This window comes from Castellaniella sp. (assembly GCF_047971665.1).
Lineage (GTDB): Bacteria > Pseudomonadota > Gammaproteobacteria > Burkholderiales > Burkholderiaceae_B > Castellaniella.
Genome location: NZ_JBKEAA010000026.1, coordinates 50,207 through 73,039, shown reverse-complemented (window position 1 = coordinate 73,039; position 22,833 = coordinate 50,207). Strand labels below are relative to the sequence as shown.

General features: G+C 66.0%; 19 protein-coding genes and 1 tRNA gene. 12 read left to right on the top strand and 8 right to left on the bottom strand.

Annotation, left to right across the window (positions count from 1 at the left end; genetic code table 11):
• Window positions 1–155: 155 nt before the first annotated feature.
• The 4 genes from mgtE to ACK5JE_RS10555 form a co-directional block, all read right to left on the bottom strand.
• Entirely contained in the window at window positions 156–1,637 is a 1,482-nt protein-coding gene (mgtE, locus tag ACK5JE_RS10570) for a magnesium transporter (protein WP_416801663.1), read from the bottom strand.
• A gap of 13 nt (window positions 1,638–1,650) precedes the next feature.
• Entirely contained in the window at window positions 1,651–2,043 is a 393-nt protein-coding gene (locus ACK5JE_RS10565) for an acyl-CoA thioesterase (protein ID WP_416801662.1), read from the bottom strand.
• 153 nt (window positions 2,044–2,196) lie between these two features.
• The gene (locus tag ACK5JE_RS10560) at window positions 2,197–3,429 is read right to left on the bottom strand and encodes a M20 aminoacylase family protein (protein WP_416801661.1); all 1,233 of its coding nucleotides are present in this window, start codon (window positions 3,427–3,429) and stop codon (window positions 2,197–2,199) included.
• Window positions 3,426–4,268, bottom strand: a complete 843-nt coding sequence (locus ACK5JE_RS10555; RefSeq protein WP_416801660.1) for an inositol monophosphatase family protein — start codon at window positions 4,266–4,268, stop codon at window positions 3,426–3,428. Before ACK5JE_RS10555 ends, ACK5JE_RS10560 begins: the two co-directional genes overlap by 4 nt.
• Before the next feature lie 90 nt (window positions 4,269–4,358).
• Here ACK5JE_RS10555 and mnmC point away from each other — a divergent pair, with 90 nt between their 5' ends.
• Together mnmC and ACK5JE_RS10545 are read left to right on the top strand one after the other, a co-directional pair.
• On the top strand, window positions 4,359–6,218 hold the full coding sequence (mnmC, locus tag ACK5JE_RS10550; RefSeq protein WP_416801659.1) for an FAD-dependent 5-carboxymethylaminomethyl-2-thiouridine(34) oxidoreductase MnmC: 1,860 nt from the start codon (window positions 4,359–4,361) through the stop codon (window positions 6,216–6,218).
• Between the two features lie 277 nt (window positions 6,219–6,495).
• Window positions 6,496–8,601 carry a glycoside hydrolase family 31 protein gene (locus tag ACK5JE_RS10545; protein WP_416801671.1) on the top strand — a complete coding sequence of 702 codons (2,106 nt, stop codon included), beginning with the start codon at window positions 6,496–6,498 and terminating at the stop codon, window positions 8,599–8,601.
• 10 nt (window positions 8,602–8,611) lie between these two features.
• Here the strand turns inward: ACK5JE_RS10545 and ACK5JE_RS10540 are convergent, their stop codons facing one another.
• Window positions 8,612–9,418: a metallophosphoesterase gene (locus tag ACK5JE_RS10540; protein WP_416801658.1), complete on the bottom strand. Its 807-nt coding sequence runs from the start codon at window positions 9,416–9,418 to the stop codon at window positions 8,612–8,614.
• Between the two features lie 82 nt (window positions 9,419–9,500).
• On the opposite strand from ACK5JE_RS10540, the gene ACK5JE_RS10535 reads away from it, so the two are divergent.
• The 7 genes from ACK5JE_RS10535 to glnQ all read left to right on the top strand — a co-directional run bounded on the left by ACK5JE_RS10535 (window position 9,501) and on the right by glnQ (window position 15,137).
• A tRNA-Lys gene (locus ACK5JE_RS10535) sits at window positions 9,501–9,576 on the top strand.
• A gap of 492 nt (window positions 9,577–10,068) precedes the next feature.
• The gene (locus ACK5JE_RS10530; RefSeq protein WP_416801657.1) at window positions 10,069–11,082 is read left to right on the top strand and encodes a methionine ABC transporter ATP-binding protein; all 1,014 of its coding nucleotides are present in this window, start codon (window positions 10,069–10,071) and stop codon (window positions 11,080–11,082) included.
• Window positions 11,079–11,735 carry a methionine ABC transporter permease gene (locus tag ACK5JE_RS10525; RefSeq protein WP_416801656.1) on the top strand — a complete coding sequence of 219 codons (657 nt, stop codon included), beginning with the start codon at window positions 11,079–11,081 and terminating at the stop codon, window positions 11,733–11,735. The genes ACK5JE_RS10530 and ACK5JE_RS10525 overlap by 4 nt, the downstream gene beginning before the upstream one ends.
• Before the next feature lie 23 nt (window positions 11,736–11,758).
• The gene (locus tag ACK5JE_RS10520) at window positions 11,759–12,544 is read left to right on the top strand and encodes a MetQ/NlpA family ABC transporter substrate-binding protein (protein ID WP_416801655.1); all 786 of its coding nucleotides are present in this window, start codon (window positions 11,759–11,761) and stop codon (window positions 12,542–12,544) included.
• 194 nt (window positions 12,545–12,738) lie between these two features.
• Window positions 12,739–13,494, top strand: coding sequence for a glutamine ABC transporter substrate-binding protein GlnH (gene glnH / locus ACK5JE_RS10515; protein WP_416801670.1), 756 nt, complete (start codon window positions 12,739–12,741; stop codon window positions 13,492–13,494).
• Window positions 13,495–13,572: 78 nt separating this feature from the next.
• The gene (locus ACK5JE_RS10510; RefSeq protein ID WP_416801654.1) at window positions 13,573–14,412 is read left to right on the top strand and encodes an ABC transporter permease subunit; all 840 of its coding nucleotides are present in this window, start codon (window positions 13,573–13,575) and stop codon (window positions 14,410–14,412) included.
• Window positions 14,409–15,137 (top strand): glutamine ABC transporter ATP-binding protein GlnQ, encoded by a 729-nt coding sequence (glnQ, locus tag ACK5JE_RS10505; protein ID WP_416801653.1) that lies wholly within the window; start codon window positions 14,409–14,411, stop codon window positions 15,135–15,137. Before ACK5JE_RS10510 ends, glnQ begins: the two co-directional genes overlap by 4 nt.
• 94 nt (window positions 15,138–15,231) lie before the next feature.
• Here glnQ and ACK5JE_RS10500 read toward each other — a convergent pair whose 3' ends face one another.
• From ACK5JE_RS10500 to ACK5JE_RS10490, 3 genes are all read right to left on the bottom strand, one after another.
• The gene (locus ACK5JE_RS10500; protein ID WP_416801652.1) at window positions 15,232–15,954 is read right to left on the bottom strand and encodes a hypothetical protein; all 723 of its coding nucleotides are present in this window, start codon (window positions 15,952–15,954) and stop codon (window positions 15,232–15,234) included.
• Window positions 15,955–16,094: 140 nt separating this feature from the next.
• Complete coding sequence (gene murU / locus ACK5JE_RS10495; protein ID WP_416801669.1) at window positions 16,095–16,805, bottom strand: N-acetylmuramate alpha-1-phosphate uridylyltransferase MurU; 711 nt, start codon at window positions 16,803–16,805, stop codon at window positions 16,095–16,097.
• A gap of 43 nt (window positions 16,806–16,848) precedes the next feature.
• A complete protein-coding gene (locus ACK5JE_RS10490) occupies window positions 16,849–17,898 on the bottom strand; it encodes an aminoglycoside phosphotransferase family protein (protein WP_416801651.1) in 1,050 nt (349 codons plus the stop codon).
• A 176-nt stretch (window positions 17,899–18,074) separates the two neighbouring features.
• Between ACK5JE_RS10490 and ACK5JE_RS10485 the strand changes: the two genes are divergently transcribed.
• Genes ACK5JE_RS10485 through rsmA form a run of 3 tightly spaced genes read left to right on the top strand, consistent with a single transcriptional unit; the run spans window position 18,075 to window position 22,788 of the window.
• Entirely contained in the window at window positions 18,075–20,465 is a 2,391-nt protein-coding gene (locus ACK5JE_RS10485; RefSeq protein WP_416801650.1) for an LPS-assembly protein LptD, read from the top strand.
• Window positions 20,462–21,958: a peptidylprolyl isomerase gene (locus ACK5JE_RS10480; protein WP_416801649.1), complete on the top strand. Its 1,497-nt coding sequence runs from the start codon at window positions 20,462–20,464 to the stop codon at window positions 21,956–21,958. Before ACK5JE_RS10485 ends, ACK5JE_RS10480 begins: the two co-directional genes overlap by 4 nt.
• On the top strand, window positions 21,955–22,788 hold the full coding sequence (rsmA, locus tag ACK5JE_RS10475) for a 16S rRNA (adenine(1518)-N(6)/adenine(1519)-N(6))-dimethyltransferase RsmA (protein ID WP_416801668.1): 834 nt from the start codon (window positions 21,955–21,957) through the stop codon (window positions 22,786–22,788). Before ACK5JE_RS10480 ends, rsmA begins: the two co-directional genes overlap by 4 nt.
• Window positions 22,789–22,833 lie beyond the last annotated feature (45 nt).

Here is a 22,833-nt window from a genome sequence, read left to right as displayed (position 1 = left end):
GCGCTCAGTCCGGGGGACTGAGCGCCTTGCGAGTTTGGCGAGCGCCCCGATGATGGCCTGGAGCCTGGGCAGTTCCGGCGCAGCCGGAACCGGGTGAGCGGCGCGTCCGGAAGGGGGCTATGCGGTCGAGGTGCCGCACAAGAACCCACCGGAAACTACAGCAAAAACACCGTCGCCAGTCCCAGGAACAGGAAGAACCCCAGCGAATCCGTGGCGAAGGTCAGCAGCACCGACGAGCCCATGGCCGGATCCTTGCCGAAGCGGTCGCGCAGCAGTGGGATCAGCACCCCCAGCGCCGCGCCGATCAGCATGTTGCCGACCATGGCGGCCATCATCACCGCGGCGATCGCATAGGAGCTCGAGATCACCCAGGCGAAGGTCGCCGCCACCAGGCTGCCGCAGGCGCCCACCAGGAAAGTCACCTGGAGCTCGCGCTTGACCAGCTGGGTGATGTTCTCGCCCGTGACGCGGCCTGTGGCCATGGCGCGAATGATCATGGTCATCGTCTGGTTGCCGGAATTGCCGCCGATGCCGGCCACGATGGACATCAGGAAGGCCAGGATCACGATGTGGCTGACCGTGTCCTCGAAGCGCGAGGCCACCAGGGAGGCGATGGAAGCCGTGCACAGGTTCACCAGCAGCCAGGGCGCGCGGTTGCGCAGGGCCGCCAGCACGGGCGCGAAGATGTCTTCTTCCTGGAGACCGGCGCGGGACAGCTCCTGTTCCTGGGAGTCTTCCTGCAGCACGTCCACGACCTCGTCGATGGTGACGCGGCCGATCAGGCGGCCCTGTTCGTCCACCACGGGGGCCGACACCAGGTCATAGCGCTCGAAGGCGTTGGCGGCGTCGATGTCGGGGTCCGTGGGATTCAGGCTGAGGACATCGGGTTCCATGACCGCGTTGACCAGGGTCTCGGGCTCGCTCAGCAGCAGCCGCGACAGCGACAGGGTGCCGCGCAACTGATCGGTACGGTCCACCACGAAAATCTGGTCAGTGTGGTCGGGCAATTCGTGCAGCCGGCGCAGGTAGCGCAGCACGACCTCCAGGGTCACGTCCTCGCGCACCCGCACCATGTCGAAGTCCATGATGGCGCCGACCGTGTCTTCCGGGTAGCCCATGGCGGCGATCAGCTGGGCGCGTTCAGCGTCGGTGAGGCCTTTCTGGACCTCGGCGATGACGTCGGGCGGCAGGTCGGGTGCGAGATCGGCAATCTCGTCGGCATCCATGGCGCCCGTGGCCGCGATCAGGTCCTCGTGCGCCATGGACTCGATCAGCGATTCGCGGACCCAGTCCTCGACCTCCAGGAGCACGTCGGCGTCGTATTCCTGGCTGACCAGTTGCCAGATCGCCTGGCGCTGTTGCACCGGCAAGGATTCGAGAATGAAGGCGATGTCGGCCGGATGCAGCGTATTGACGATCTGGCGGATCTCGTCCTCGTGCTGGCGCTGCAGCATGCCCTCGAGCAGGTTCGATGAGCCGTCCTCGTCTTCCTGGCGCTGGGCGAGCGACTCCACGACCTCCTGGCGTTTCAGGATGGTCTGCAGTTCCTGCAGCGCCTGCTGGGCATCCTCCGGGTCCAGACGGCGCGGGATCACGACCGGGATGGCGGTCTCGGCGATGACGGGCTGATCGGCCATCGGTGCGGACTCCTCAGATCGGGGGCAGAGGGCGGCTGTGACGATTTTCGTCGGTGGCGACGTAGGTCAGCGTGGCCTCGGTGACCTTGACGACCTCGGCCTCCAGGCGCTGGCGCTCGGCGTAGACCTCGACGGAAACCGTGACCGAGGTACGACCTGTTCCGGTGATTTCGGTATAAAAGCTAAGGAGATCGCCGACGAAAACGGGTTGTTTGAAGGTGAAGGCGTTGACGGCGACGGTGGCGACGCGGCCGCCCGCGCGGCGGGCGGCCGGGATGGAACCGGCAATGTCGACCTGGGACATGATCCAGCCCCCGAAGACGTCCCCATGGATGTTGGCGTCGGCCGGCATGGGCATGACTCGCAGGGTGACCGGGCGATCAGAGGGGGGCAGGACAGTGGACATGGCGGCCTCCGGGTGTATGCGTTGCGCTGTGTCCAGGACGGAGGGCGCGCATCTCGGCAAAGCGGATATTTTAACCCGTTGGCATGAAGGCCCCATGACGGCGCGCCGGGGAGCGCTCCTGCTCAGGGGCGCTCCGGGGGTTGTTCACACAAATCAAGGAGATCGTGACGTCCTGATTCGTGCGGGCAGGCCCTGGTCGAGAAAGCGTTGCGACAGCAGCACCCAGTAGGCCGCCCCGAGTGGAATGATCTCGTCGTTGAAATCGTAGCTGCCGTTGTGCAGGGTGCAGGGGCCCAGGCCGTGGCCCGTCGTGCGGTGATCGCCCGTGCCGTTGCCGATCCAGACATAGCATCCGGGCAGGGCCTGCAGCATGAAGGCGAAATCCTCCGCGCCCATGGAGGGCTGTACCTGGGCATTGACCCTGTCGGCGCCGACCAGTTCGGTCATGACCTGGGCGCAGAGGGCGGCTTGCTCGGGATGGTTGATGGTGGCCGGGTATTCGCGATGGAAATGAAAATCCGCCTCGCAGCGCAGCGCCTGTGCGAGCGGACCGGTCAGATCCCGCATGCGGGTCTCGATCAGGTCCAGCGTGCCTTGCGTCAGCGTCCGCACCGTCCCGCGGATCACAGCCTGATCGGGGATCACGTTGTCGGCCGATCCGGCGTGGATCTGGGTCACGCTGATGACGCCGGATTCCAGGGGGTCCAGGTTGCGCGTCAGGATCGTCTGGAACGCGAGGGTGAGCTGGGCGGCGGCGACCACGGGATCCACGCCCAGGTGGGGCATGGCGCCGTGGGCGCCCCGGCCCCGCAGGGTGATCTCGAAGGTGCTGCTCGACGCCATGATGGGGCCGTCGGTCAGGCCGAATGTGCCTGCGGGCAGGCCCGGCCAGTTGTGCATGCCGAATACGGCATCCATGGGGAATTGTGCGAACAGGCCGTCCTCGATCATGCGATGCGCCCCGCCGCCGGCTTCTTCGGCGGGTTGGAAGATCACATAAACGGTGCCGTCGAAGTCGCGGTGCCCGGCCAGATAGCGGGCGGCGGCCAGCAGCATGGCGGTGTGGCCGTCATGGCCGCAGGCGTGCATGGCGCCCGGGTTGCGGCTGGCGTGGGGGAAGGTATTGTTTTCCGGCATGGGCAGGGCGTCCATGTCGGCCCGCAGACCGATAGACCGGCCCGGCCCGCGCCCGGTGATGCGGCCCACCACGCCGGTCTCGCCCAGGCCGCGATGAATCTCGATGCCCCAGGATTCCAGCAGGCGCGTCACGGTATCGGCGGTGCGGATTTCCTGGAATGCGAGTTCGGGCCAGGCGTGGATCGCGCGCCGGATGTCGGTCAGGTCGGGCAGCCAGCCGCCCAGGGTGTCGAGGAGCTGTCGTGTCATGGGTGTCGGTTGATCATGTCGTCCAGCGCGGTGGCGATGTGCTGATTGGCGGCGTAGACATAACCGCCCTCGGGCCAGGGTTCCTGGTGACGGATGTCCTCGCAGACCCCGCCGGCCGCGCGGACCAGCGCCGTGCCGGCGGCCACGTCCCAGGGAGCCAGGCCCATTTCCCAGTAGCCATCGTAGCGCCCGCAGGCCGTCCAGGCCAGATCCAGCGCGGCCGAGCCCAGGCGGCGGATGCCCCGGGTGGTGTGAATCGCGTCGCTCAGGGTCGGCATGTAGCGGGACTCAAAGGAAAAATCGCGGAAGGGAAAGCCCGTGGCCAGCACGGCCCGATCGAGTGTCGTCGTGGCGGAGCACTGGATGCGGCGACCGTTGAGCCAGGCGCCCAGGCCGTACAACGAGGAAAACAGTTCCTCGCGGTTCGGGTCGTAGACGACGCCGATCAACGGCGTGTCCTGCGGCAGCGGCTCCCCGCCGCTGGCGCGGCAGCCCTCATGACCGATCAGGGCGATGGAGACGGCGTAGTGGGGAATGCCGCTGATGAAATTGGTGGTGCCGTCCAGCGGATCGATGCACCAGGTCGCCCGGGCGCCGCGCTGGCCGCCGGATTCTTCGGCGAGGATGCCGATGTCGGGTGTGCGCTCGCGCAGGATCTCGATGATCGCCTGCTCGGCCTCGCGATCGGCCTGGGACACCAGGTCGTTGCGCATCTTGTGATCGACCACGAGATCCGCGCGACGCATGGCGTGGGTTTGTAGAATGGCGGCTGCCGCATGTGCCGCCGTGACGGCGGCGTCCAGGCAGTCGGCCGACAGAAAGTGCTGCGAACTGGGCATGGCGAGCTGATTCCCGTGATGCGCCCGCAAGACCGCCAGCCGGCCCGCGTGGCGGGTTCATCCCATTGTACGTGACCACCGGACGGCTGTATGTCTGACAAGTATGAAATTCTGAAACCCGCCGCTTGGCATGAAGATGCGCGCGGGGTGCCGCGCAGTCCGGTGTACGGGGATCTCTATCACGGCGAGGCCGGCGCGCTGCCGCAGGCGTGGCATGTCTTTCTGCGGGGCAATGGCCTGCCCGAACGCTGGCGCCATCGATCGGCTTTCACGATTGCCGAGACCGGGTTCGGGTTGGGGCACAATTTCCTGGCGGCGTGGCGCGCCTGGCTCGATGATCCGCAACGCAGCGGCCGGCTGCATTACCTGGCCTTCGAGGCGCATCCTTTTGCCGTGGACGATTTGCGGCGCATCTGGCACCGCTTGCCCGATGATCACCAGCCCCTGGCCGGAGAACTGGCCGCGCGCTGGCCCGATCTGCTGCCGGGCGTTCACCGGCTGGAATTGCAGGGCGGCCAGGTCACGCTGACACTGCTGTTCGGCGATATCCGCCGCCTGGCCCGGCAGGCCGAGGCGCATGTGGACGCCTTTTTTCTGGATGGCTTTGCGCCCCGGGTCAATCCGGACATGTGGTCGCCTGCCGTCTTCGGCCAGTTGCGGCGTCTGGCGGTGGCGGGCGCCACGGCCGCCACCTGGTGCGCGGCCGGTCAGGTGCGGCGCGATCTGCGCGATGCCGGGTTCCTGGTCGACAAGGTGCCGGGCATCGCGGGCAAGCGCGACATGACGGTGGCGGTCTTGCGCTCCGGTCTGGGTTCCACCTCGCCCGCAGTCGTTCGCCGCCGGGTGGCCGTGGTGGGGGCGGGCATGGCGGGTGCCGGGGTGGCGCAGGCCCTGGCGGGCCGCGGTCATGAGGTCGAGGTCTGGGACCCGCAGTGCGCCCTGGACGTCGATCCCGCGTTGCGCCGCCGGGGGGCAGGCGCGCTGGTGCCCGCGCTCAGTCCGGACGACGATACGCGCTCGCGGCTGAGCCGTGTCGGGCTGGCGCTGGCGCAGATGCGCTGGCAGGGGCTGGACGAGGCTGCCCGACCCGCCGCGTGCGGGGGCCTGGTCTGCGCCCGGTCGCAGGCGCAGGCCGAGGGGCAGCGTCAGGCATTGATGCGCCTGGCGTTCCCGGAAAACTGGGTCCGGTGGCTCGATGCCGCCCAGGCCGGGGTTCAGGCCGGTGTCGGTGTGCCCTGGGGGGGGCTCTGGTTTCCTCGCGCCATGCGGGTCTGCCCGGGCGAGCTGCTTGCCGCCTTGCTGTGTCTGCCCGGGGTGACGCGCCGGGCCGCGGCGGTCGGCGCACTGGCGCCGATGACGGACGGCGGCTGGTCCCTGCGCGGCACCGATGGACAGGAACTGGGGAGGGCGGATCAGGTCGTCCTGGCCAACGCGCTGCATGCCAGGACCCTGCTGGCCGGGGTCATGCCCATCGGGCATCTGCCTGTCCTGTCGGGGCTCACGCCCCTCGCGGGTCAGGTCAGCCTGTATCCGTCGGCAGCGTCCACCGTGCCGCATTGCGTTCTGTCCGGGCGCGGCTACTGCATGCCGCCACGGCATGGCTGGGGCGTGGCGGGCAGCACCTATCGGCCCGATGTGTCCGAAGCGGTCGCGGATGAGGCGGGTCATCAGGACATCCTGGCGCGGGTGCGGGGCTGGGTCGATGCGCAGGGGATCCCCTGGCTGGGGCAAGGGGAGGCGGCCGGGTGGGCCGGCTGGCGGACGGCCACGCGCGATCACCTGCCGCTGATCGGCGCGGCGCCGGGCCGTCCGGGGCTGTGGCTGGCGTGCGCCTATGGGTCGCGCGGCCTGACCTGGTCCGCCCTGGCCGGAGAGCTGATCGGCGCGTGGATGGACGGTGATCCTGTGCCCGTCGAGCGCGAATTGGCCCGGCGGATCGGTCTGCGCTGATCCGTCCCGTCAGCCGCCGGCATCCTGGGGGGAAAGCCCTCGAATAGGGTGGAACGGGGCGGTGCGAGCCGTCTGATCGGGGCGCCTGCCATCGACCATCCGCCGGTTTCAGCGCCAGGATTTTATTTTATGGCTCAAATCCGTCAGAATAACGTCTTTTGCAAGACTCATGCGGGTAAATTTCCCAGAGGATCACGCTGTGTCGCCCACCATCGAATTGGCGGATCAAGTTTTCGAGACCCCCCCGGCCGTTACGACACCCTCTTGTGTCGAATGGGTGTTCCATACCGATCAATGGCGCCTGCGGATCGAGGCGCATGCCCCCGGCGTATTCCGGCTGCGCTGCGGTCCGCGCGCCTGGCTGGAACCCGGCAAGCCGACGCTGCGCGCGCAGCGCCAGGCCGATATGTTGCTGGCCCGCCAGGAGCCCGTCGGAGAAATGAGCTGTCAGGCCCTGGATGCGGGCGGTTGGCGACTGACTCAGGGCGACGTCGTCCTGGAGGTCGGCGGCCCTGACGCCAGTCTGCGACTGTATCGAAACGATCAGTGTGTGGCGCAGGCCCGGTTGCCGATCGACGCATCCGGCGAGGGGGCTCAAGGCCGTTGGTCCATGACCTGGACGCTGGCGCCTGACGAGGGGCTGTATGGCCTGGGAGAATCTCTCGGCGACCTGGACCGTCGGGGCGTTCGACTGGAATCCGACCGATCGGCCGACCGCAGCCTGCCGCTGGCCTGGAGCCCGCGCGGCTGGGGGGCGCACATCAATACGCTGGATCATCTGGTGCACGACCTCACGGACGGCACGTATGCCGTTCGGGCGCGAGGCGTGGGGCTGGACCTGTTTCTGTTCGTCGGCGATCCATCGGAAATCCTCAACCAGTACACGGCCCTGACCGGCCGCGCCGGTCAGCCCAGTCTCTGGCCCATGGGGGTCTGGCTGGAGCAGGCGTGCGGCCAGTCCGCCGAGTCCAGCCTGCAGCAGATCCGCAGTCTGCGCGCGCAGGGCATGGCGCTCGATGCGCTGGTGCTGGCCGAGCCCGCCATCCTGGGTTTTCAGACGGACAAGCCGGTCTTTGAGTGGGCCGATCGCATTTCCGACTGGCGCGCTTTCGCGACGGCGGCCGCGGCGCTCGACATTCATCTGGCGGGTTCCTGCCTGCCCGGGGTTTTGCAGGGAACGCCGCTGTTCGAGGAATGGGAGGACCGGGGCTGGCTGCTGTGCGATGCCGAAGGCGACCCCTGGATCTGTTCCGGCACGGCGGCGTCTGGCGGGCGGCCGTTCGGGCTGCTGGACCTGACGCACAAGGACGTGGCGCGCCTGTGGACGGAGCGTCATCTGCAGGCCGTGGAAGAAGGCCTGGCCGCACCCGTCTGCCAGGGACAATTTGCTTTCCCGGACGGGGTCGAGGCCCGGGGGGGCGAAACCGGCGCGGTGTTGCGCACGGCCTATCCCCATCTGGCGCGCCGCGCGCTGTTCGACGCCGTCGCCGGCCCGCGCACACCCCAGGAAGGCGTCATGCTCAGCCGCGATCTGTTCCCCGGCGTGCAGCGCTTTGCCTGGCAACAGGGGCCGGCGGTGGACAATGACTGGGCGGGCTATGCGGCCACGCTGAAGGCAGCCCTGTCGGTCGGCAACAGCGGCGTGGCGGTACAGACCCATCGTCTGGGCAATGCCGAGCGCGCAACGGGCGCCATGACACCCGAGCTGTATCTGCGCTGGCTGGCGATGGGGGTGTTTTCCGCCAATTTTAGCTTCCAGGGGCTGCCGGCGCTGATGCCCGATGCCTTTGACGGCGATGTCCGTGCCTTGATCGCCCATTGGCTGCAATGGCGCTACCGTTTGCTGCCTTATGTGGCCGGCATCATCGACGACGCTGTGCGCACCGGCTTGCCGGTGCAACGGTCGATGGCGCAGGCGTATCCCGATGACGCCGACGCGCATGTCTGGGATACGCAATATTTGCTGGGACCCGCGCTGCTGGTGGCGCCGGTCATGCAGGCCGGCGGGGTGACCGAGGTCTATCTGCCAGAGGGGGATGCCTGGTGGGATCTGAATACGGGCTGGCGCTACGAGGGTGGCACACGCTGGACGGTGCGCCCGGGCCTGGATACGCTGCCGGTGTTCGGTCGCGAGGGCTACATGTTGTGCCTGGGCCCGGCAGCCCAGCACACCGGTGAGATCAATTCGGCGCGGATTCTGGACGAGGTCTGGATGTTCGGCATGCCGGAGCACAACCCGGTGGTCATGCGCAACAAGATCCGCGTCATGCAGATGCAGGGATCCAGCTACATCAAGGGCCTGGAAGGCCTGCGCATCCTGCCGTCCGAGGGCCTGGAGGTCAAGCGGCGCGGCGCCGAGGTGCGGATCTCGCGGGCAAGGTAAAGACCGGTCTTTACACAACCGTTTGCAGCGCCTCGGCGCGGCGGGGTACGTCGATGCACAGGCCAGGGTCGAAATCCGGGTTCTCGTTGACGCCGTCGCGGCAGTAGCCGCGTGGATTGCAGATGACCCGGGCCCCGTACACCGAGTAGTCGAAGCTGTCGTGCGTGTGGCCGTGAATCCAGAGATCGGCCCGGCCCAGCAGGCTGGCGCATTCGGACACGAATCCTGCGCTGATGAGCGACTCGGCGAAACGTGGGTGCACGCTGCGCATATTGGGTGCGTGGTGCGTGATGACCACGGTCGGTCCCGGATGAGGCGTATCGAGCTGAGTGTCCAGCCAGTCGTATTGCGCCTGAAACAGGGCGGCGGCGTCCTGGGGGGTGAAGCGCGAGCCGTCGCCGTTGCCGATGAGCTGGAAATCACGCATGAATTCCGCGGTGCGCTCCATGGCCAGATCGCGCAGTTCGGCGCCGAACAGCTCGAAATCCGTCCACAGCGTGGTGCCCAGAAAGCGCACGCTGTTGATTTCCACGGTCTGCTGATCCAGCAACTGGATACTGTGAATCCGGGCCTCCTCGGCCAGCGTCGTGCGGACGGCGGGGATGGTCCCCCCGTAGTATTCATGGTTGCCCGGCACATACAGCACGGGGCGGGGAATCCGGCTTGCCCAGTACATCGCGGTGCGAGGCCGGGCGATGTCGCCTGCCAGGATGGTGACATCCGCCTGGACGTCAGGCAACTCCAGGCCTTGCTGGCTGAGGTGCAGGTCGGACAGGATATGCAGCCGCAGGGAGGGGCGGGGGGTCGGTGCGGACATGACGGGTTTCTCGTGGTTTCCTGTTCTTTGGGCCGGGTTGCTTGACGCTCAATTCATGTAATGTCAAAATCTAGGGCTTCGTGGGTCGTTAGCTCAGTTGGTAGAGCACCGGACTTTTAATCCGTTGGTCGCGCGTTCGAGCCGCGCACGACCCACCAGAATTACTTCGCATTGTCATGTTCATGGCGCCTCCCTCCCGGGGGGCGTCGTGTTTTCAGGACGCGGCAGTGTCCAAGGCGTGACCGCGTCCGTCTGGGCATCGTCGTTCTGGCGCGGGTCCCGAGGCCGACCACCCGCAATTTATTCTGCGATGTGTGCCTGCGAGTGTGAATCCGTGTTTGTGCGGATGAGATGTGTTCCAGGCGGCAGCGCGATGTGCCCGAGAGGACAGCGCGATGTGTTGAGCGGGCTGCGCGACGTGTCCAGGGGACACTCGGTGTCATGCGTGGCGCGGTGGTTCCGGTCGAATGGCCTCATTCCATATCATCAGAAGTAATTTGCTAGTGGCGGATTCGATCAAGTCGGCATGGTAAATTCCTGATTCTCATTCCGTAGATCCGGAATTCTTTTATTTCCGGGCCTTGACATGCAAGGCCTGGATGCCCAGGCATCTCGAGCGCCTTGTGGGGCATTTTCAGTGACCGTGCATCTTGATCGATCTCGAGAACATCCGTAAGACATATCCATCCGCAGGCCGGGCGGTGCATGCGCTCGCCGATGTCGATCTGAACATCCGTGAAGGCGAGGTGTTCGGCATCATCGGCCGTTCGGGCGCCGGCAAGAGCACGTTGATCCGCATGCTCAATCTGCTGGAGCGTCCCACCGAGGGCAGTGTGCGGGTGGACGGCCGCGACATCACGGCGTTTTCCGAGGCGCAACTGCGTGAATACCGGCGCTCGGTAGGCATGGTGTTCCAGCATTTCAATCTGCTGCATTCGCGCACGGTGATGGATAACGTGTGCTTTCCCTTGCGCCTGTCGGGCATGCCGCGCGCGGATCGCGAGGCCCGCGCCCGCGAGGTCCTGAACCTGGTCGGCCTGGCGGACCAGGCGCACAAATATCCGGGGCAGCTGTCCGGCGGTCAGCGCCAGCGTGTGGGGATCGCCCGGGCGCTCGCCAGCAAGCCGCGTCTGCTGCTGTGCGACGAGGCCACCTCCGCGCTGGACCCGGAAACGACCCAATCCATTCTGCGGCTGCTGGGCGACATCAATCAGCGTCTGGGCCTGACCATCGTACTGATCACGCACGGGATGGATGTGATCCGCGCGGTCTGCGACCGGGTGGCGGTAATCGAGGGGGGACGCATCGTCGAGGCGGGCCAGGTGCTGGAGGTCTTTCTGCATCCCCGTCATGACGCGACGCGGGCGCTGCTGTCCGAAAGCGGCCTGGATGGCGGCGAGGGCTGGCGGACCCTGGCGCAAGGCGTGGCGGGCCGTCTGCTGCGCCTGAGCTTTCGGGGTGAGCGCACGGCCAGCCCGCTGTTGAGCCATCTGAGCCGTGACCTGGGCCTGGATCTGAGTATCTTGCAGGGCTCGGTGGGACGGATCAAGGAGACGCCCTATGGCCAGCTGGTCGTTGCGGCCGAAGGAACCGAGGCAGGGCTGGAGGCATTGATTCCGGCGCTGGATGCGGCCGGCGTGGATTACGAGGTGTTGCGGCCATGATGGCGAATGTGGACTGGGCGATGATCGGCGAAGCCACGATCGACACCCTGCTGATGACCGGCTTTTCCTTGTTGTTCACTGTGCTGATCGGCTTGCCGGCGGGTGTGCTGCTGTTCCTGTCCAGCCCGGGGCAGGCCATGAGCAACCGCGCCGTCTACCAGACGGTCGCCTTCATCGTGAACGTGCTGCGTTCCGTGCCGTTCCTGATCCTGCTGATCGTGATGATCCCGTTTTCCCGACTGGTGGCCGGGACGGCGCTGGGGGTGCAGGGGTCGATTCCGCCGTTGGTCGCCAGCGCGGCGCCTTTTTTTGCGCGGCTGGTCGAGAATGTATTGCGCGAGCTCGATCCCGGAGTGAGCGAGGCGTGCCGCGCGATGGGGGCGACGTCCCGGCAGACGGTGCTGTGGGCCTTGCTCCCAGAGGCCACCACCGGCATTCTGGCGGCCATCGTGGTCACGGCCATCACGCTGGTCGGCTATTCCGCCATGTCCGGCGTGATCGGCGGCGGCGGCCTGGGCGATCTGGCGGTGCGCTACGGCTATCAGCGCTACCAGGGCGATGTCATGGCTGTCACGGTCGTGATCCTGGTGATCATGGTGCAGGTCTTTCAGGTGTTTGGCGACCGCTGGGTGGCCAGGCTCAACAGACGATAACTCTCAGACTCAGGAGATCTTTCATGTTCAAGAAATTCGCGCCGGTCCTGGCGCTGGCATTGCCCCTGGCCTTCGCCGCTCCGGCGCAGGCTGCCAAGCTGTCCGTGGCGGCGACGCCCGTGCCGCACGCCGAGCTGCTGGAATTCGTCAAACCCGACCTGGCCAAGGAAGGCGTGGATCTGGACATCAAGGTCTTCACCGATTACGTGCAGCCGAATCTGCAGGTTTCCGACAAGCAGATCGATGTCAATTTCTTCCAGCACCAACCGTATCTGGACTCCTTCAACAAGGAACACGACACCAGGCTGGTCTCGGTGGGGCTGGTGCACGTCGAGCCGTTCGGCGCCTATTCGCAGAAGATCAAGGACATCAAGGACCTGAAGGACGGCGCACAGATCGCGATTCCGAACGATCCCTCGAACGGTGCCCGCGCCCTGCTGTTGCTGCAGAAGCAAGGGCTGATCAAACTCAAGGACCCGACCAACATCCTGGCGACCGCGCGCGATGTGTCGGAAAACCCCAGGCACCTCAAGTTCCGTGAACTGGAAGCCGCCACGCTGCCGCGTGTGCTGCCCGACGTGGACGTCGCCCTGATCAACACCAATTACGCCCTGGAAGCCGGCCTGAACCCGGTCAAGGACGCGCTGTTCATCGAGGACAAGAATTCGCCTTATGCCAACCTGGTCGTGACCCGCGCCGACCGCAAGGACGATCCCGCGATCCGCAAACTGATCGCCGCCCTGCAGACCGACAAGGTGCGCAATTACATTCTGGAACACTACAAGGGCGCCATCGTCCCCGCTTTCTGAGGCGGCGCGCGGACATCCGCAGCATCCCGGCGCCGCGAAACCCGTGGGATTCCTTGAGGGATTTCCCGCGAACCGCAGCGCAAATCCAGATTCTCCGGCCCTCCGCTCGCAGGGGCCGGAGGCATTTCAGTTAACATGGAAAGGTTCGCGGCGACTCGGCCGCAACCGATATACCCCCAAGGAGACTCGATATGATGTTGTCCAAGACCTTCAAGGCCGCCCTGGCCGGACTCGCCCTTTCCCTGGCGCTGCCGATGACCCAGGCCTTTGCCAAGGACCTGGTCGTCGCGACCGACACGGCCTTCGTGCCTTTTGAATTCAAGCAGGACGGCAAGTACACCGGCTTCGATGTCCAGCTGTGGGAAGCCATCGCCAAGCAGGCTGGTCTGACCTATCGTCTGCAGCCGATGGATTTCAATGGCATCATCCCGGGCCTGCAGACGCGCAATGTGGATGTCGCCCTGGCCGGGATCACCATCCGCGAGGATCGCGCCAAGGTCATCGATTTTTCCGAGCCCTACTACGAGTCCGGTCTGGCCATCCTGGTGGCCAGCGACAGCGCCATCAAGACCGCCAAGGACCTCGAGGGCAAGACGGTCGCCGTGAAGATCGGTACCGCCACGGTGGACTACATGAAGGCCAACGTGCCTTCGGCCAAGCTCAAGCTGTTCCCGAACATCGACAACGCTTTCCTGGAGCTGGCCACGGGCCGCGTGGATGCCGTCGTGCATGACACGCCCAACGTCCAGTACTACGCCAAGACCGCCGGCAACGGCAAGGTCAAGGTCGTCGGCTCGCTCAAGAGCGGCGATTTCTATGGCATCGCGTTCCCCAAGGGCAGCGAGCTGGTGGCGGTCGTCAACAAGGCGCTGTCCGAGCTGAAGGCCAACGGCACCTACGACAAGCTGTATGAAACTTGGTTTGGCCGGAAAGCCAGCGCCGTGAACTGATCAGTCTGATCGATCCGATGGCGGCGGCCGGATGCATGCGTCCGGTCGCCGTTTCTGTTTTCTTCATGGAGAAAGACCGTGACTTTTGAATGGTCCGCCATTTGGGCCGCCTGGCCCGATCTGATGGCCGGTTCGTGGATGACGATCCAGATCACCCTGCTGGGCCTGGTCGGAGGCACCGTCATCGGGGCTCTGTCCGGGATCGTGGTGACGTATGTGCCGGTGCCCGTGACGCGCCGTTCCCTGGGCTGGAGTGTCGTGGTCCTCGTGGTGCTCGCCCTCCTGCTGCGGGGGGCTTCCTGGCTGGGCAGCGGCCCGCTGTCCGGCGTTCCCGACGGGATCTGGTGGGTGCTGCGGCTGGCCGTGCTGGCGTTGCTGGTCTGGCGGTTCCTGAAATGGATTCCGCTGGCGCTGTCTCTTCTGGCGCAGATCTACATCCTGGTGATCCGGGGTACCCCGATCGTGGTCCAGGTGATGTTCATCTATTTCGCCCTGCCGTTGCTGGTGAGTCTGCGCATCGACGGTTTCACGGCCGCGACCGTGACGCTGATGATCAACTCCGGGGCCTATATCGCCGAGATCGTGCGCGCCGGCCTGCTGTCGGTGCCCAAGGGCCTGTACGAGGCCGGTCAGGCCATGGGCCTGCCGTTCCACAAGATCCTGGCCCGCATCATCGGCCCGGTGGCGTTGCGGCGCATGATTCCCACCATGGGCAACCAGTGCATCATCAGCCTCAAGGACTCGTCCCTGTTCATCGTGATCGGGGTGGCCGAACTGACCCGGCAGGGGCAGGAAATCATCGCCGGCAATTTCCGCGCCGTGGAAATCTGGGGGGCGGTGGCGGTGATCTACCTGTTCATGACGGGCTGCATCGCGCTGGTGCTGAAATACATTGAACACAGGACGCGTATCGTATGAGCATCGTCGAATTCAAGAACGTCACCAAGCGCTTTGGTGACAATGTCGTGCTTGACGGCATCGACCTGAGCATCGATCCGGGCGAGGTGGTGGTCGTGGTCGGCCCTTCGGGGTCGGGCAAGTCCACCTTCCTGCGCTGTATCAATGTGCTCGAGACCATCCAGGGCGGAGATATCGTCGTCAACGGTCACAGCGTCCTGGGTCCCCCGGCTCAGGTGCGTGAGCTGCGCCGCGAGGCCGGTATGGTGTTCCAGCAGTTCAATCTGTTCCCCCAGCTCACGGCGCTGGAGAACGTCATGTTCGGTCCCCTCCACACCCGGGGCACGCCCAAGGACCAGGCCCGCGCCCAGGCGCTGGATCTGCTGTCCAAGGTCGGTCTGGCCGAACGCGCCGATCACTATCCGGGCCAGTTGTCCGGCGGCCAGCAGCAGCGCGTGGCGATTGCCCGCGCATTGGCCATCAAGCCGCTGCTGATGCTGTTCGATGAGCCGACCTCGGCGCTGGACCCCGAATTGCGTCATGAGGTCCTGAAGGTCATGCAGGATGTGGCCGAGGAAGGCATGACCATGATCGTGGTCACGCACGAAATGGAATTTGCCCGCAAGGTCGGCAGCCGGTTGATTTTCATGGACGCGGGCAAGATCGCCGAGGATGGCGACCCCGCCGTGCTGCTCAGCCAGCCGCCCAGCCAGCGCCTGCGGGATTTTCTGCAGCACGTGGCCTGAGCGGGCCTGCATGGCAGGCCCGGTGGGGCACGACGGGATGCGTGTTCCCTGAGTCGGACGGTCCCGGGCATCCGGGCCGTCCGCCAGGGCGGGATCAGCGCGCGGCGGTGATCCGGAAGGTGCGCGTGGAGATGATCTTTTCGGAGCCTTCGCCCGTGATCTGGATGGTCACCTGACGCGGCCGGAAAGCCTTGTTCGGCAGTTCGGCCCGGCCCTCGATGACGATGTAGCGGCCCATTTCCAGGGGCTGCTCGACGAGCTCGACATAGGCCGTATTGCCATTGGGATAGGATCCCTGGGCAATCAGCTTGATCTGGCCGCGCAGGACGGGAGCCTGGGTCTGGCCTTTGGGCGGATCCTGGATCAGCAGGATGCGGTAGTCCACGCCGTCGTCACGCACGGACATGTCGGCGTTGCGGATGCCTGGCGAGCTGCCGCGCGGATCGGGGGGGATGGCCTCGATCAGGCTGGCGACGCCGGCTTGCATCTCGGCGGCCCGTTTGCTCATTTGTTCGGCGCGGGTGGCCTGTTCCTTCTGGCTTTCCTGCGCCTGCTTGATCTGGGCCTTGACCTTTTCGGATTCGACGGTGAGGCGCTGGTTTTCAAGGTTGGCGGTGTTCAGGTCCGTACGCAATTGTTCGGATTGCTCGACCGTGAGGCGCTGAGGGCCGTAGCTGCGCTGCAGGAACAGCACCCCCCCGGCTCCCAGGACCACGCCGGTGATCAGCAGGAGCAGCCAGCGGGGAATGCCACGGCTGCGTCGGGTATGGCCGTAAGGTGTGGGCTTGAAGGTAGGGCGTTTTGAGCCGAATGCCATGACGAAATTCCTGAATTGCCTGAAGTGTGCGTGAAATGCTGTCCGCGCGCAAGGATGCGAGTGTGAAACCAATTAGGATAAACGGTTTCGTGGTTCTTCTGGGACTGTGCCTACATCCAGTTGCGATTTTCCGGATACGGTCAGGCGCGCGGCCCGGCTGCGCCACCGGTCAGCTCGGCGTCCAGTTCGCACAGGCGCGCCGGCGTGCCGACGTCGATCCACCGCCCCGGGTGCCGTTCGCCGCTGACGGCATGCGCGGCCATGGCCTGGCGCAGCAGGGGTGCCAGCGGCGCGGGCCGGTCCGGATCGGTCGTGGCAAACAGCGCGGGGCGGTACAGGCCGATCCCGGCAAAGGTCAGCGCCGGCGCGCCGGTGTCCGCGCGGGGCATGACCTGGCCATCCGCCGCCAGGACAAAATCGCCCTCGGGGTGGTGGGTGGGGTTGTCCACCAGGACCAGGTGGGCCAGGCGATCCTCGGGCCATGAAGCGACGCGCTGGCGCGCCTGTACAGGGTCCCAGTCGCACCAGATATCGCCATTGATGACCAGGAAAGGGCGATCCTGGAAGAACGGCAGCGCGCGCGCAATGCCTCCTGCGGTTTCCAGCGCCGGGGCTTCGGCCGAATAGCGCAGCCGGACGCCATAGGCCCGGCCGTCTCCCAGCGTGGCCTCGATGCGTTCGCCCAGCCAGGCGTGGTTCACCAGGATGTCGGTGATGCCGGCCCGGGCCAGGTGTTCCAGGTGCCAGGCGATCAGGGGGCGGCCGCCCACCGGCAGCAACGGCTTGGGGCAGGTGTCCGTCAGGGGGCGCATGCGTTCGCCGCGCCCGGCCGCCAGGATCATGGCGCGCATGGTGGTCATGGTCGTGTGATGCCCGCAGGCGCGTGCATGGCCATCAGAACGAAAACCCATCGGCCTCGGGCAGCCGTTCGGCCAGGTCCATCAGGCGCAGCAGAGGGTGAAAGACGGCATAGCGCCCCGCGACCTGACGGACGTAGGCCCGCACCCGGGGCATGTGATCCAGGTAGTGGTGCTTGCCGTCGCGGTGCGACAGACGGGCAAATACGCCCAGGATGCGCAGGTTGCGCTGCAGCCCCATCCATTCGTAGTCGACGTGGAATCGGGCGAAGTCCTCCGGAACGGGCAGCCCTGCCGCCCGGGCGTATTCCCAGTAGCGGATGGCCCAGTCGAGCTGATGGGACTCGTCCCAGGAGGTGCGGGCGTCCATGGCCAGCGAGGCGATGTCATAGCTGATGGGGCCGGACAGGGCATCCTGGAAGTCGAGGACGCCGGGCGCGGGTGTCGGCCCGTCGGGACCGAGCATCAGGTTGGGCGAATGGAAGTCCCGGTGCACGAGGACGCGTGGCTGCGCAGTCGCCCGCTGAGTCAGCTGATCGAAGATGACCGCCAGCGCAGCCTCGGCCTTGACGTCGGGTTCGTAGCCCAGATGGGTGCGCAGATACCATTGGGGAAAGACCGCCAGTTCTTCGAGCAACCGGGCCTCGTCGTAGCACGGCAGGCCGTCGGCCGGGCATTGTTGCAGCGAGACCAGGGCACGCAGTGCGCCCCGGTAGTGCTGTTGCAGGGCGGCTTCGTCCTGTTTCAACCCGTCGAGCAAGGCATCGTAGAACGTGTGGGTCCCCAGATCGGACAGCACCAGAAAGCCCTGGTCGAGGTCCTGGGCCAGGATCCCGGGGACGCGCAGCCCGCCTTTGGCCAGCAGGCCGGCGATGCGGACGAACGGCTCGCAGTTCTCGTGGGGCGGCGGCGCGTCCATGACGATTCGCGTGCCCTCGGCGGCATTCAGTCGGAAATAGCGGCGAAAACTGGCGTCGCCCGAGACGGGGACGAGGCTGTCCAGGTTCAGGCGCAGCTGGTCGGCGTGGGCGCTCAGCCAGTGGCGCAGGGCCTCCAGGCGAAGATCTGGCGTAGGGGTAGGGGTCATGCGCGGAATTCGGGGTGGTTTTGGGTAAAAAAAGGTCAATCGGCCGGCGGAGCGAACGAGCGGACACGATAGGGCCCGGCTTCTCTATAATACTGGGTTGCTGATCGTCGCGGGTGGGCTGATCGGCCGTCTTCTCTTTCAACCAGTCTCTTTCAACCATTTCGGGGATCCGGGTCTTGGCGTATTGGATCGGTCGCATCATCTTTCTGGGTTTGTGCCTGTCGGCGCCGGCTTTCGCGGCACAGCCCTCGACGGATGCGGACGCACAGCCCTCGACGGATGGGGATGGTCTGCGGATGGTCGGCAGCCTGCGGCTGCATCCGGGCCTGAAAGACGACGCCCTGCCTTCGTTCCTGATCGGCGACGACCTGACCCGCGATGCTCAGGGACGCGTGATCCTGCGCGGCAACGCCCAGATCCGCCGGCTGGATTCCGTGATCAAGGGCGATCGCATTGATTATCTGCAGTCCACCGGCGAGGCCGACGTGCGCGGCAATGGCCTGATGATCCGCGGCGGCAACATCGTGCGCGGCCCGCACCTGCGCTACAACGTCGACACCGAGCAGGGGCTGATCGAGCAGCCGCGATTCTGGCTGGGCGGGACGGCCGGGGCAGGGCAGGCCGACGAGGCGGAAATCCTCACTCGCCAGCACATGCGTCTCAAGAACGTGCACTACAGCGGCTGGACGGGGCCCGATCCGGCCTGGTACATCGATTCCAGCAAGGTCGATCTGTACCTGGACGAGAACGAGGGGGTGGCGCGTCACGGCGTGCTGTATTTCAAGGGCACGCCGATTCTGTATTCGCCCTATCTGACGTTCCCGCTCAGCAAGGATCGCAAGAGCGGCTTTCTGCTGCCGACCTATGGCACCTCCAGCAACGGCGGCATCGAGATCACCACCCCTTATTACCTGAATCTGGCGCCGGACTATGACGCCACGCTGTATCCCCGTTTGCTGAGCAAGCGTGGCCTGCTGCTGGGCGCCGAGCTCCGTCACCTGGGCACCCGTTCCCATTCCGAACTGTTCGGCTCCTACATCATGCGCGACCGTGAGACGGGCAACAAGCGCTGGATGTATTCGGTCCAGCATACCCGGAACCTGGGCATGGGCTTCACCGCCTACCTGGATGCGCGCAAGGTTTCCGACGACAATTATTTCCGGGATTTCACCTCGTTCGGATTGACGGACACGGCCATCACCTACATGCCCAGCCAGGCGACGCTGTCGTGGTCGGACAACCGCTATCTGTCGGGCTATCTGCAGTACTACCACTACCAGACCCTGCAGGATCGCACCGGGTCCTTCCTGGCGCCGCCCTACGACACGCTGCCCAAGCTCAATTTCACCGCCCAGCGCTATGGCTGGCATGGCCTGGACGTCGTATCGGCGAACACGGTCGCGCGGTTCATGGCGCCGATCTACCGGGGCGACGCCTTTCCGGAACAGTCCGGCCGGCGCCTGATGCCCAATGGCACGCGCATGACCTCGTACACCACGATTGCGCGCCCCTTCGTGCTGCCCAGCGCCTATCTGACCCCCAAGGTCGGCCTGCACATGACCCGTTACGATACGGAGTGGTTTTCCGATACGCCGGGCATGGAGCAATTCGCGGGCCGGCCCCGCACGCAGTCGCGGATCCTGCCGATCGCCTCGGTGGACGCCGGCCTGACCATGGAACGCAATACGTCGCTGTTCGGCAATGCGGCCATCCAGACGCTGGAGCCGCGTGTGTACTACCTGTACGTGCCCTACCGGGATCAGTCGGATCTGCCCGTGTTCGACACGGGGCTGGCGACATTCAACTACCAGCAGGCCTTCGACGAGAATCTCTTCAGCGGCGGCTGGGACCGGATTGCCAACGCCAATCAGTTGACCGTGGGGCTGACCAGCCGCTGGCTGGATGCCGATACCGGGTTCGAGCGCCTGTCCCTGTCGTTCGCCCAGCGGTTCTATTTCGATGACCAGAAGGTCACGCTGCCCAGCGAAACCCCTCGTGCCGATACGGAATCGGATTACCTGATCGGGGTCAGGGCGGCGTTGACCGACAGGTTCTCGGTGTATTTCGACGGGATGTTCGACAACAAGACCCTGAACCGCAACCGGATCAGCAGCGGTGTGCGCTGGACCCCGAAGCGTCTGGCGACCGTGTCGCTGTCCTACCGCTACGAGCGGGACGTCAACAGCTACACCGATCCCTATGGCGTGCTGCCCTCGGGCGCCATCCCGGAGTCCCGCGAACAGGTCAGCCTGAGCACCCAGTGGCCGCTTTCCTCGCGCTGGTACGGGGTGGGACGGTATGATTATTCCCTGGCAGAAAGACGCAACACGCAGTCCATCCTGGGGCTGGAGTACCGGGGCGACGGCGGTTGGGCCGCGCGCGCGGTGTTGCAGCATTACGCCGTATCGACCGAAGAATCCAACACGGCACTCTTCCTGCAGCTGGAACTCACTGGCCTGGGCTCTCTGGGGACCGACCCCATGTCCATGCTGACCGATCGCGTCATCGGCTACCAGCCCGTGACGCCTCCCACGTCTGAAAAAACCGTTTTCGAGAGGTACGAATGATGTCTGGCTTGCGTCATCCCGCCCGCATCCTGTCGCTGGCCATCGCGCTCAGCGTCTGGATGTCCGCGTCCGTCCTGGCGGCCGGCAAGTCGTCGCGGCCGGCCCCCGCCGCTGGCCCGTCCGAACAATTCGTCGACGGCATTGCCGCCATCGTCGACAAGGAAGTCATCACCCTGGCCCAGGTCAAGGCCAAGGCCGTTCAGGTCCGGCGCCAGATGGAGCAGCAGCGCATCCCGGTGCCCGAGGCCCCCATCCTGCAGCGCCAGGTATTGCAGCAGATGATCAACGCCGCGCTGCAGAATCACGAGGCTCAGCGGGTCGGCGTCCGGGTGTCGGATGCCCAGGTCGAGCGGGCCGTGCAGTCCGTCGCCCAGCGCAACCGGATCACGGTCGAGCAGTTGCAGCGCGAGATCGGCCACGCCGGCATGAAATGGGAAGATTACCGCGCCGATCTGCGCAACCAGATCCAGGACGACATGTTGCGCCAGCGTTTTGTCGAGGATCGCATCCGGATCAGTGATAGCGACGTTGATGCCTTCCTGTCCATGAACGCCGGCAAGCCGATCGCCCTGCCGCCCACCGCGGCCCCCGCGCCCGCGCCTGAGCCGGCTCCCGCGCCGCGGCCGACCGGTCCCGAGCTGATCGAACTGGCGCAGATCCTGATCGAGGTCCCCGACTACGCGGCGGAAAGCGTCGTCGAGGAAAAACGCAAGAAGGCCGAGTCGATTCTGCGCAAGCTCAAGTCCGGTGCCAATTTCGCCGGAGTGGCCGCCGCCTCGTCGAACGGACCTCAGGCCCTGGAAGGGGGCAATATGGGCATCAGGCCGCTGAAGGACTGGCCCGACCTGTTCGCGAAGGCCATCGCGCGCACACCGCCCGGCGGTGTCAGCGGCATCCTGCAAAGCGGTCGTGGCTTCCACATTCTGAAGGTCCTGCGCCGGGGCTATGCCCAGCGCCCGGCGCCCAGGGCCGCCAAACGCCCCAAACCCGCGCCGGCCCCGGCGCCCACCCAGGTTCCCGCAGGGCCCATGATGGTCACGCAGATCCATGCGCGGCACATCCTGATCAAGACCTCCAAGATCGTGGACGATGCCAAGGCTCGCGCCACGCTCGAGGGGCTGCGCAACCGCATCGAGCACGGTGAGTCCTTTGCCGAACTGGCCAGGCGTTACTCCGAGGATGCTTCCGCGCCTCAGGGCGGCGATCTGGGCTGGCTCAATCCTGGCGAGACTGTGCCGGCCTTCGAGCAGGCCATGAATGCCTTGCAGGACGGTCAGGTGAGTCAACCGGTCAAGTCGCCGTTCGGCTGGCACCTGATCCAGGTCGAGGAGCGCAGGACCAAGGACATGGAAGACGAATTCCGCCGTATCCAGGCGCGCCGCGTGCTGATGGAACGCCGCATCGGGCCGGCTTACGAGGACTGGCTGGACCAGTTGCGCAGCCAGGCCTATATCGACAACCGCCTGGAAAAGGCGGCTGAGGGCGATCGCTGATGGCGCATCAGGCGCGCAAGCGTTTCGGCCAGCATTTTCTGGCCGATGCGGCCGTGGTGGATGCCATCGTGCGCGCCATCGATCCGCAGCCTGACGACCTCATGGTCGAGATCGGCCCGGGGCTGTCGGCGCTGACCGGACCGCTGCTGGACCGGCTGAACCGGTTGACCGCGGTCGAGCTCGATCGCGACCTGGCCGGCCGGTTGCGCGCCCGCTGGACGCCGGATCGTTTGCAGGTGGTCGAGGCTGATGCGCTGACGGTGGATTTCGGCGAATTGGCGTGCGCTGCCGACGCCGATCCGGGCCGGCCGGCGGATGCCGTCCGGCTGCGCGTGGTGGGTAATCTGCCCTACAACATTTCCAGTCCGTTGCTGTTCCATCTGCTGAGCTGGGCCAGCCGGATTCGTGATCAGCATTTCATGCTGCAACGTGAGATCATCGACCGCATGGTGGCCCGGCCCGGTGACAGCCAGTATGGGCGCCTGTCCGTCATGCTTCAGGCGCGCTACCGGATGACGCATTTGTTCGATGTGCCGCCCGAGGCGTTCGATCCGCCGCCCCGGGTGATGTCGGCCGTGGTGCGCATGCGCCCGCTGGCGCCCGAGAAACTGCGTCAGCCTCGGGATGCGCAGGTGTTCGAGCGGCTGGTGGCGCGGGTGTTCGAGCAGCGCCGCAAGATGATCCGGGGAAGCCTGGGCGCCTGGTCCGAATGGCTCGACTGGGACGCTCTGGGCGTGGTGCCGACGGCGCGCCCCCAGGAATTGTCGGTCGCGCAGTTCATGGACATGGCCGACGCCCTGTCGGCCGCCGGGGTGATACCCACCCCGTGAGCCATGGGACGAGGGCCCGCCGGCCTTGAACGCGCGCGCCGGCCG

Excerpts from the sequence above, each read along its gene's own strand:
- mgtE (WP_416801663.1), bottom strand. The coding sequence starts at position 1,637 with ATGGCCGATCAGCCCGTCATCGCCGAGACCGCCATCCCGGTCGTGATC.
- ACK5JE_RS10565 (WP_416801662.1), bottom strand. The coding sequence starts at position 2,043 with ATGTCCACTGTCCTGCCCCCCTCTGATCGCCCGGTCACCCTGCGAGTC.
- ACK5JE_RS10560 (WP_416801661.1), bottom strand. The coding sequence starts at position 3,429 with ATGACACGACAGCTCCTCGACACCCTGGGCGGCTGGCTGCCCGACCTG.
- ACK5JE_RS10555 (WP_416801660.1), bottom strand. The coding sequence starts at position 4,268 with ATGCCCAGTTCGCAGCACTTTCTGTCGGCCGACTGCCTGGACGCCGCC.
- mnmC (WP_416801659.1), top strand. The coding sequence starts at position 4,359 with ATGTCTGACAAGTATGAAATTCTGAAACCCGCCGCTTGGCATGAAGAT.
- ACK5JE_RS10540 (WP_416801658.1), bottom strand. The coding sequence starts at position 9,418 with ATGTCCGCACCGACCCCCCGCCCCTCCCTGCGGCTGCATATCCTGTCC.
- ACK5JE_RS10525 (WP_416801656.1), top strand. The coding sequence starts at position 11,079 with ATGATGGCGAATGTGGACTGGGCGATGATCGGCGAAGCCACGATCGAC.
- ACK5JE_RS10520 (WP_416801655.1), top strand. The coding sequence starts at position 11,759 with ATGTTCAAGAAATTCGCGCCGGTCCTGGCGCTGGCATTGCCCCTGGCC.
- glnH (WP_416801670.1), top strand. The coding sequence starts at position 12,739 with ATGTTGTCCAAGACCTTCAAGGCCGCCCTGGCCGGACTCGCCCTTTCC.
- glnQ (WP_416801653.1), top strand. The coding sequence starts at position 14,409 with ATGAGCATCGTCGAATTCAAGAACGTCACCAAGCGCTTTGGTGACAAT.
- ACK5JE_RS10500 (WP_416801652.1), bottom strand. The coding sequence starts at position 15,954 with ATGGCATTCGGCTCAAAACGCCCTACCTTCAAGCCCACACCTTACGGC.
- murU (WP_416801669.1), bottom strand. The coding sequence starts at position 16,805 with ATGCGCGCCATGATCCTGGCGGCCGGGCGCGGCGAACGCATGCGCCCC.
- ACK5JE_RS10490 (WP_416801651.1), bottom strand. The coding sequence starts at position 17,898 with ATGACCCCTACCCCTACGCCAGATCTTCGCCTGGAGGCCCTGCGCCAC.
- ACK5JE_RS10480 (WP_416801649.1), top strand. The coding sequence starts at position 20,462 with ATGATGTCTGGCTTGCGTCATCCCGCCCGCATCCTGTCGCTGGCCATC.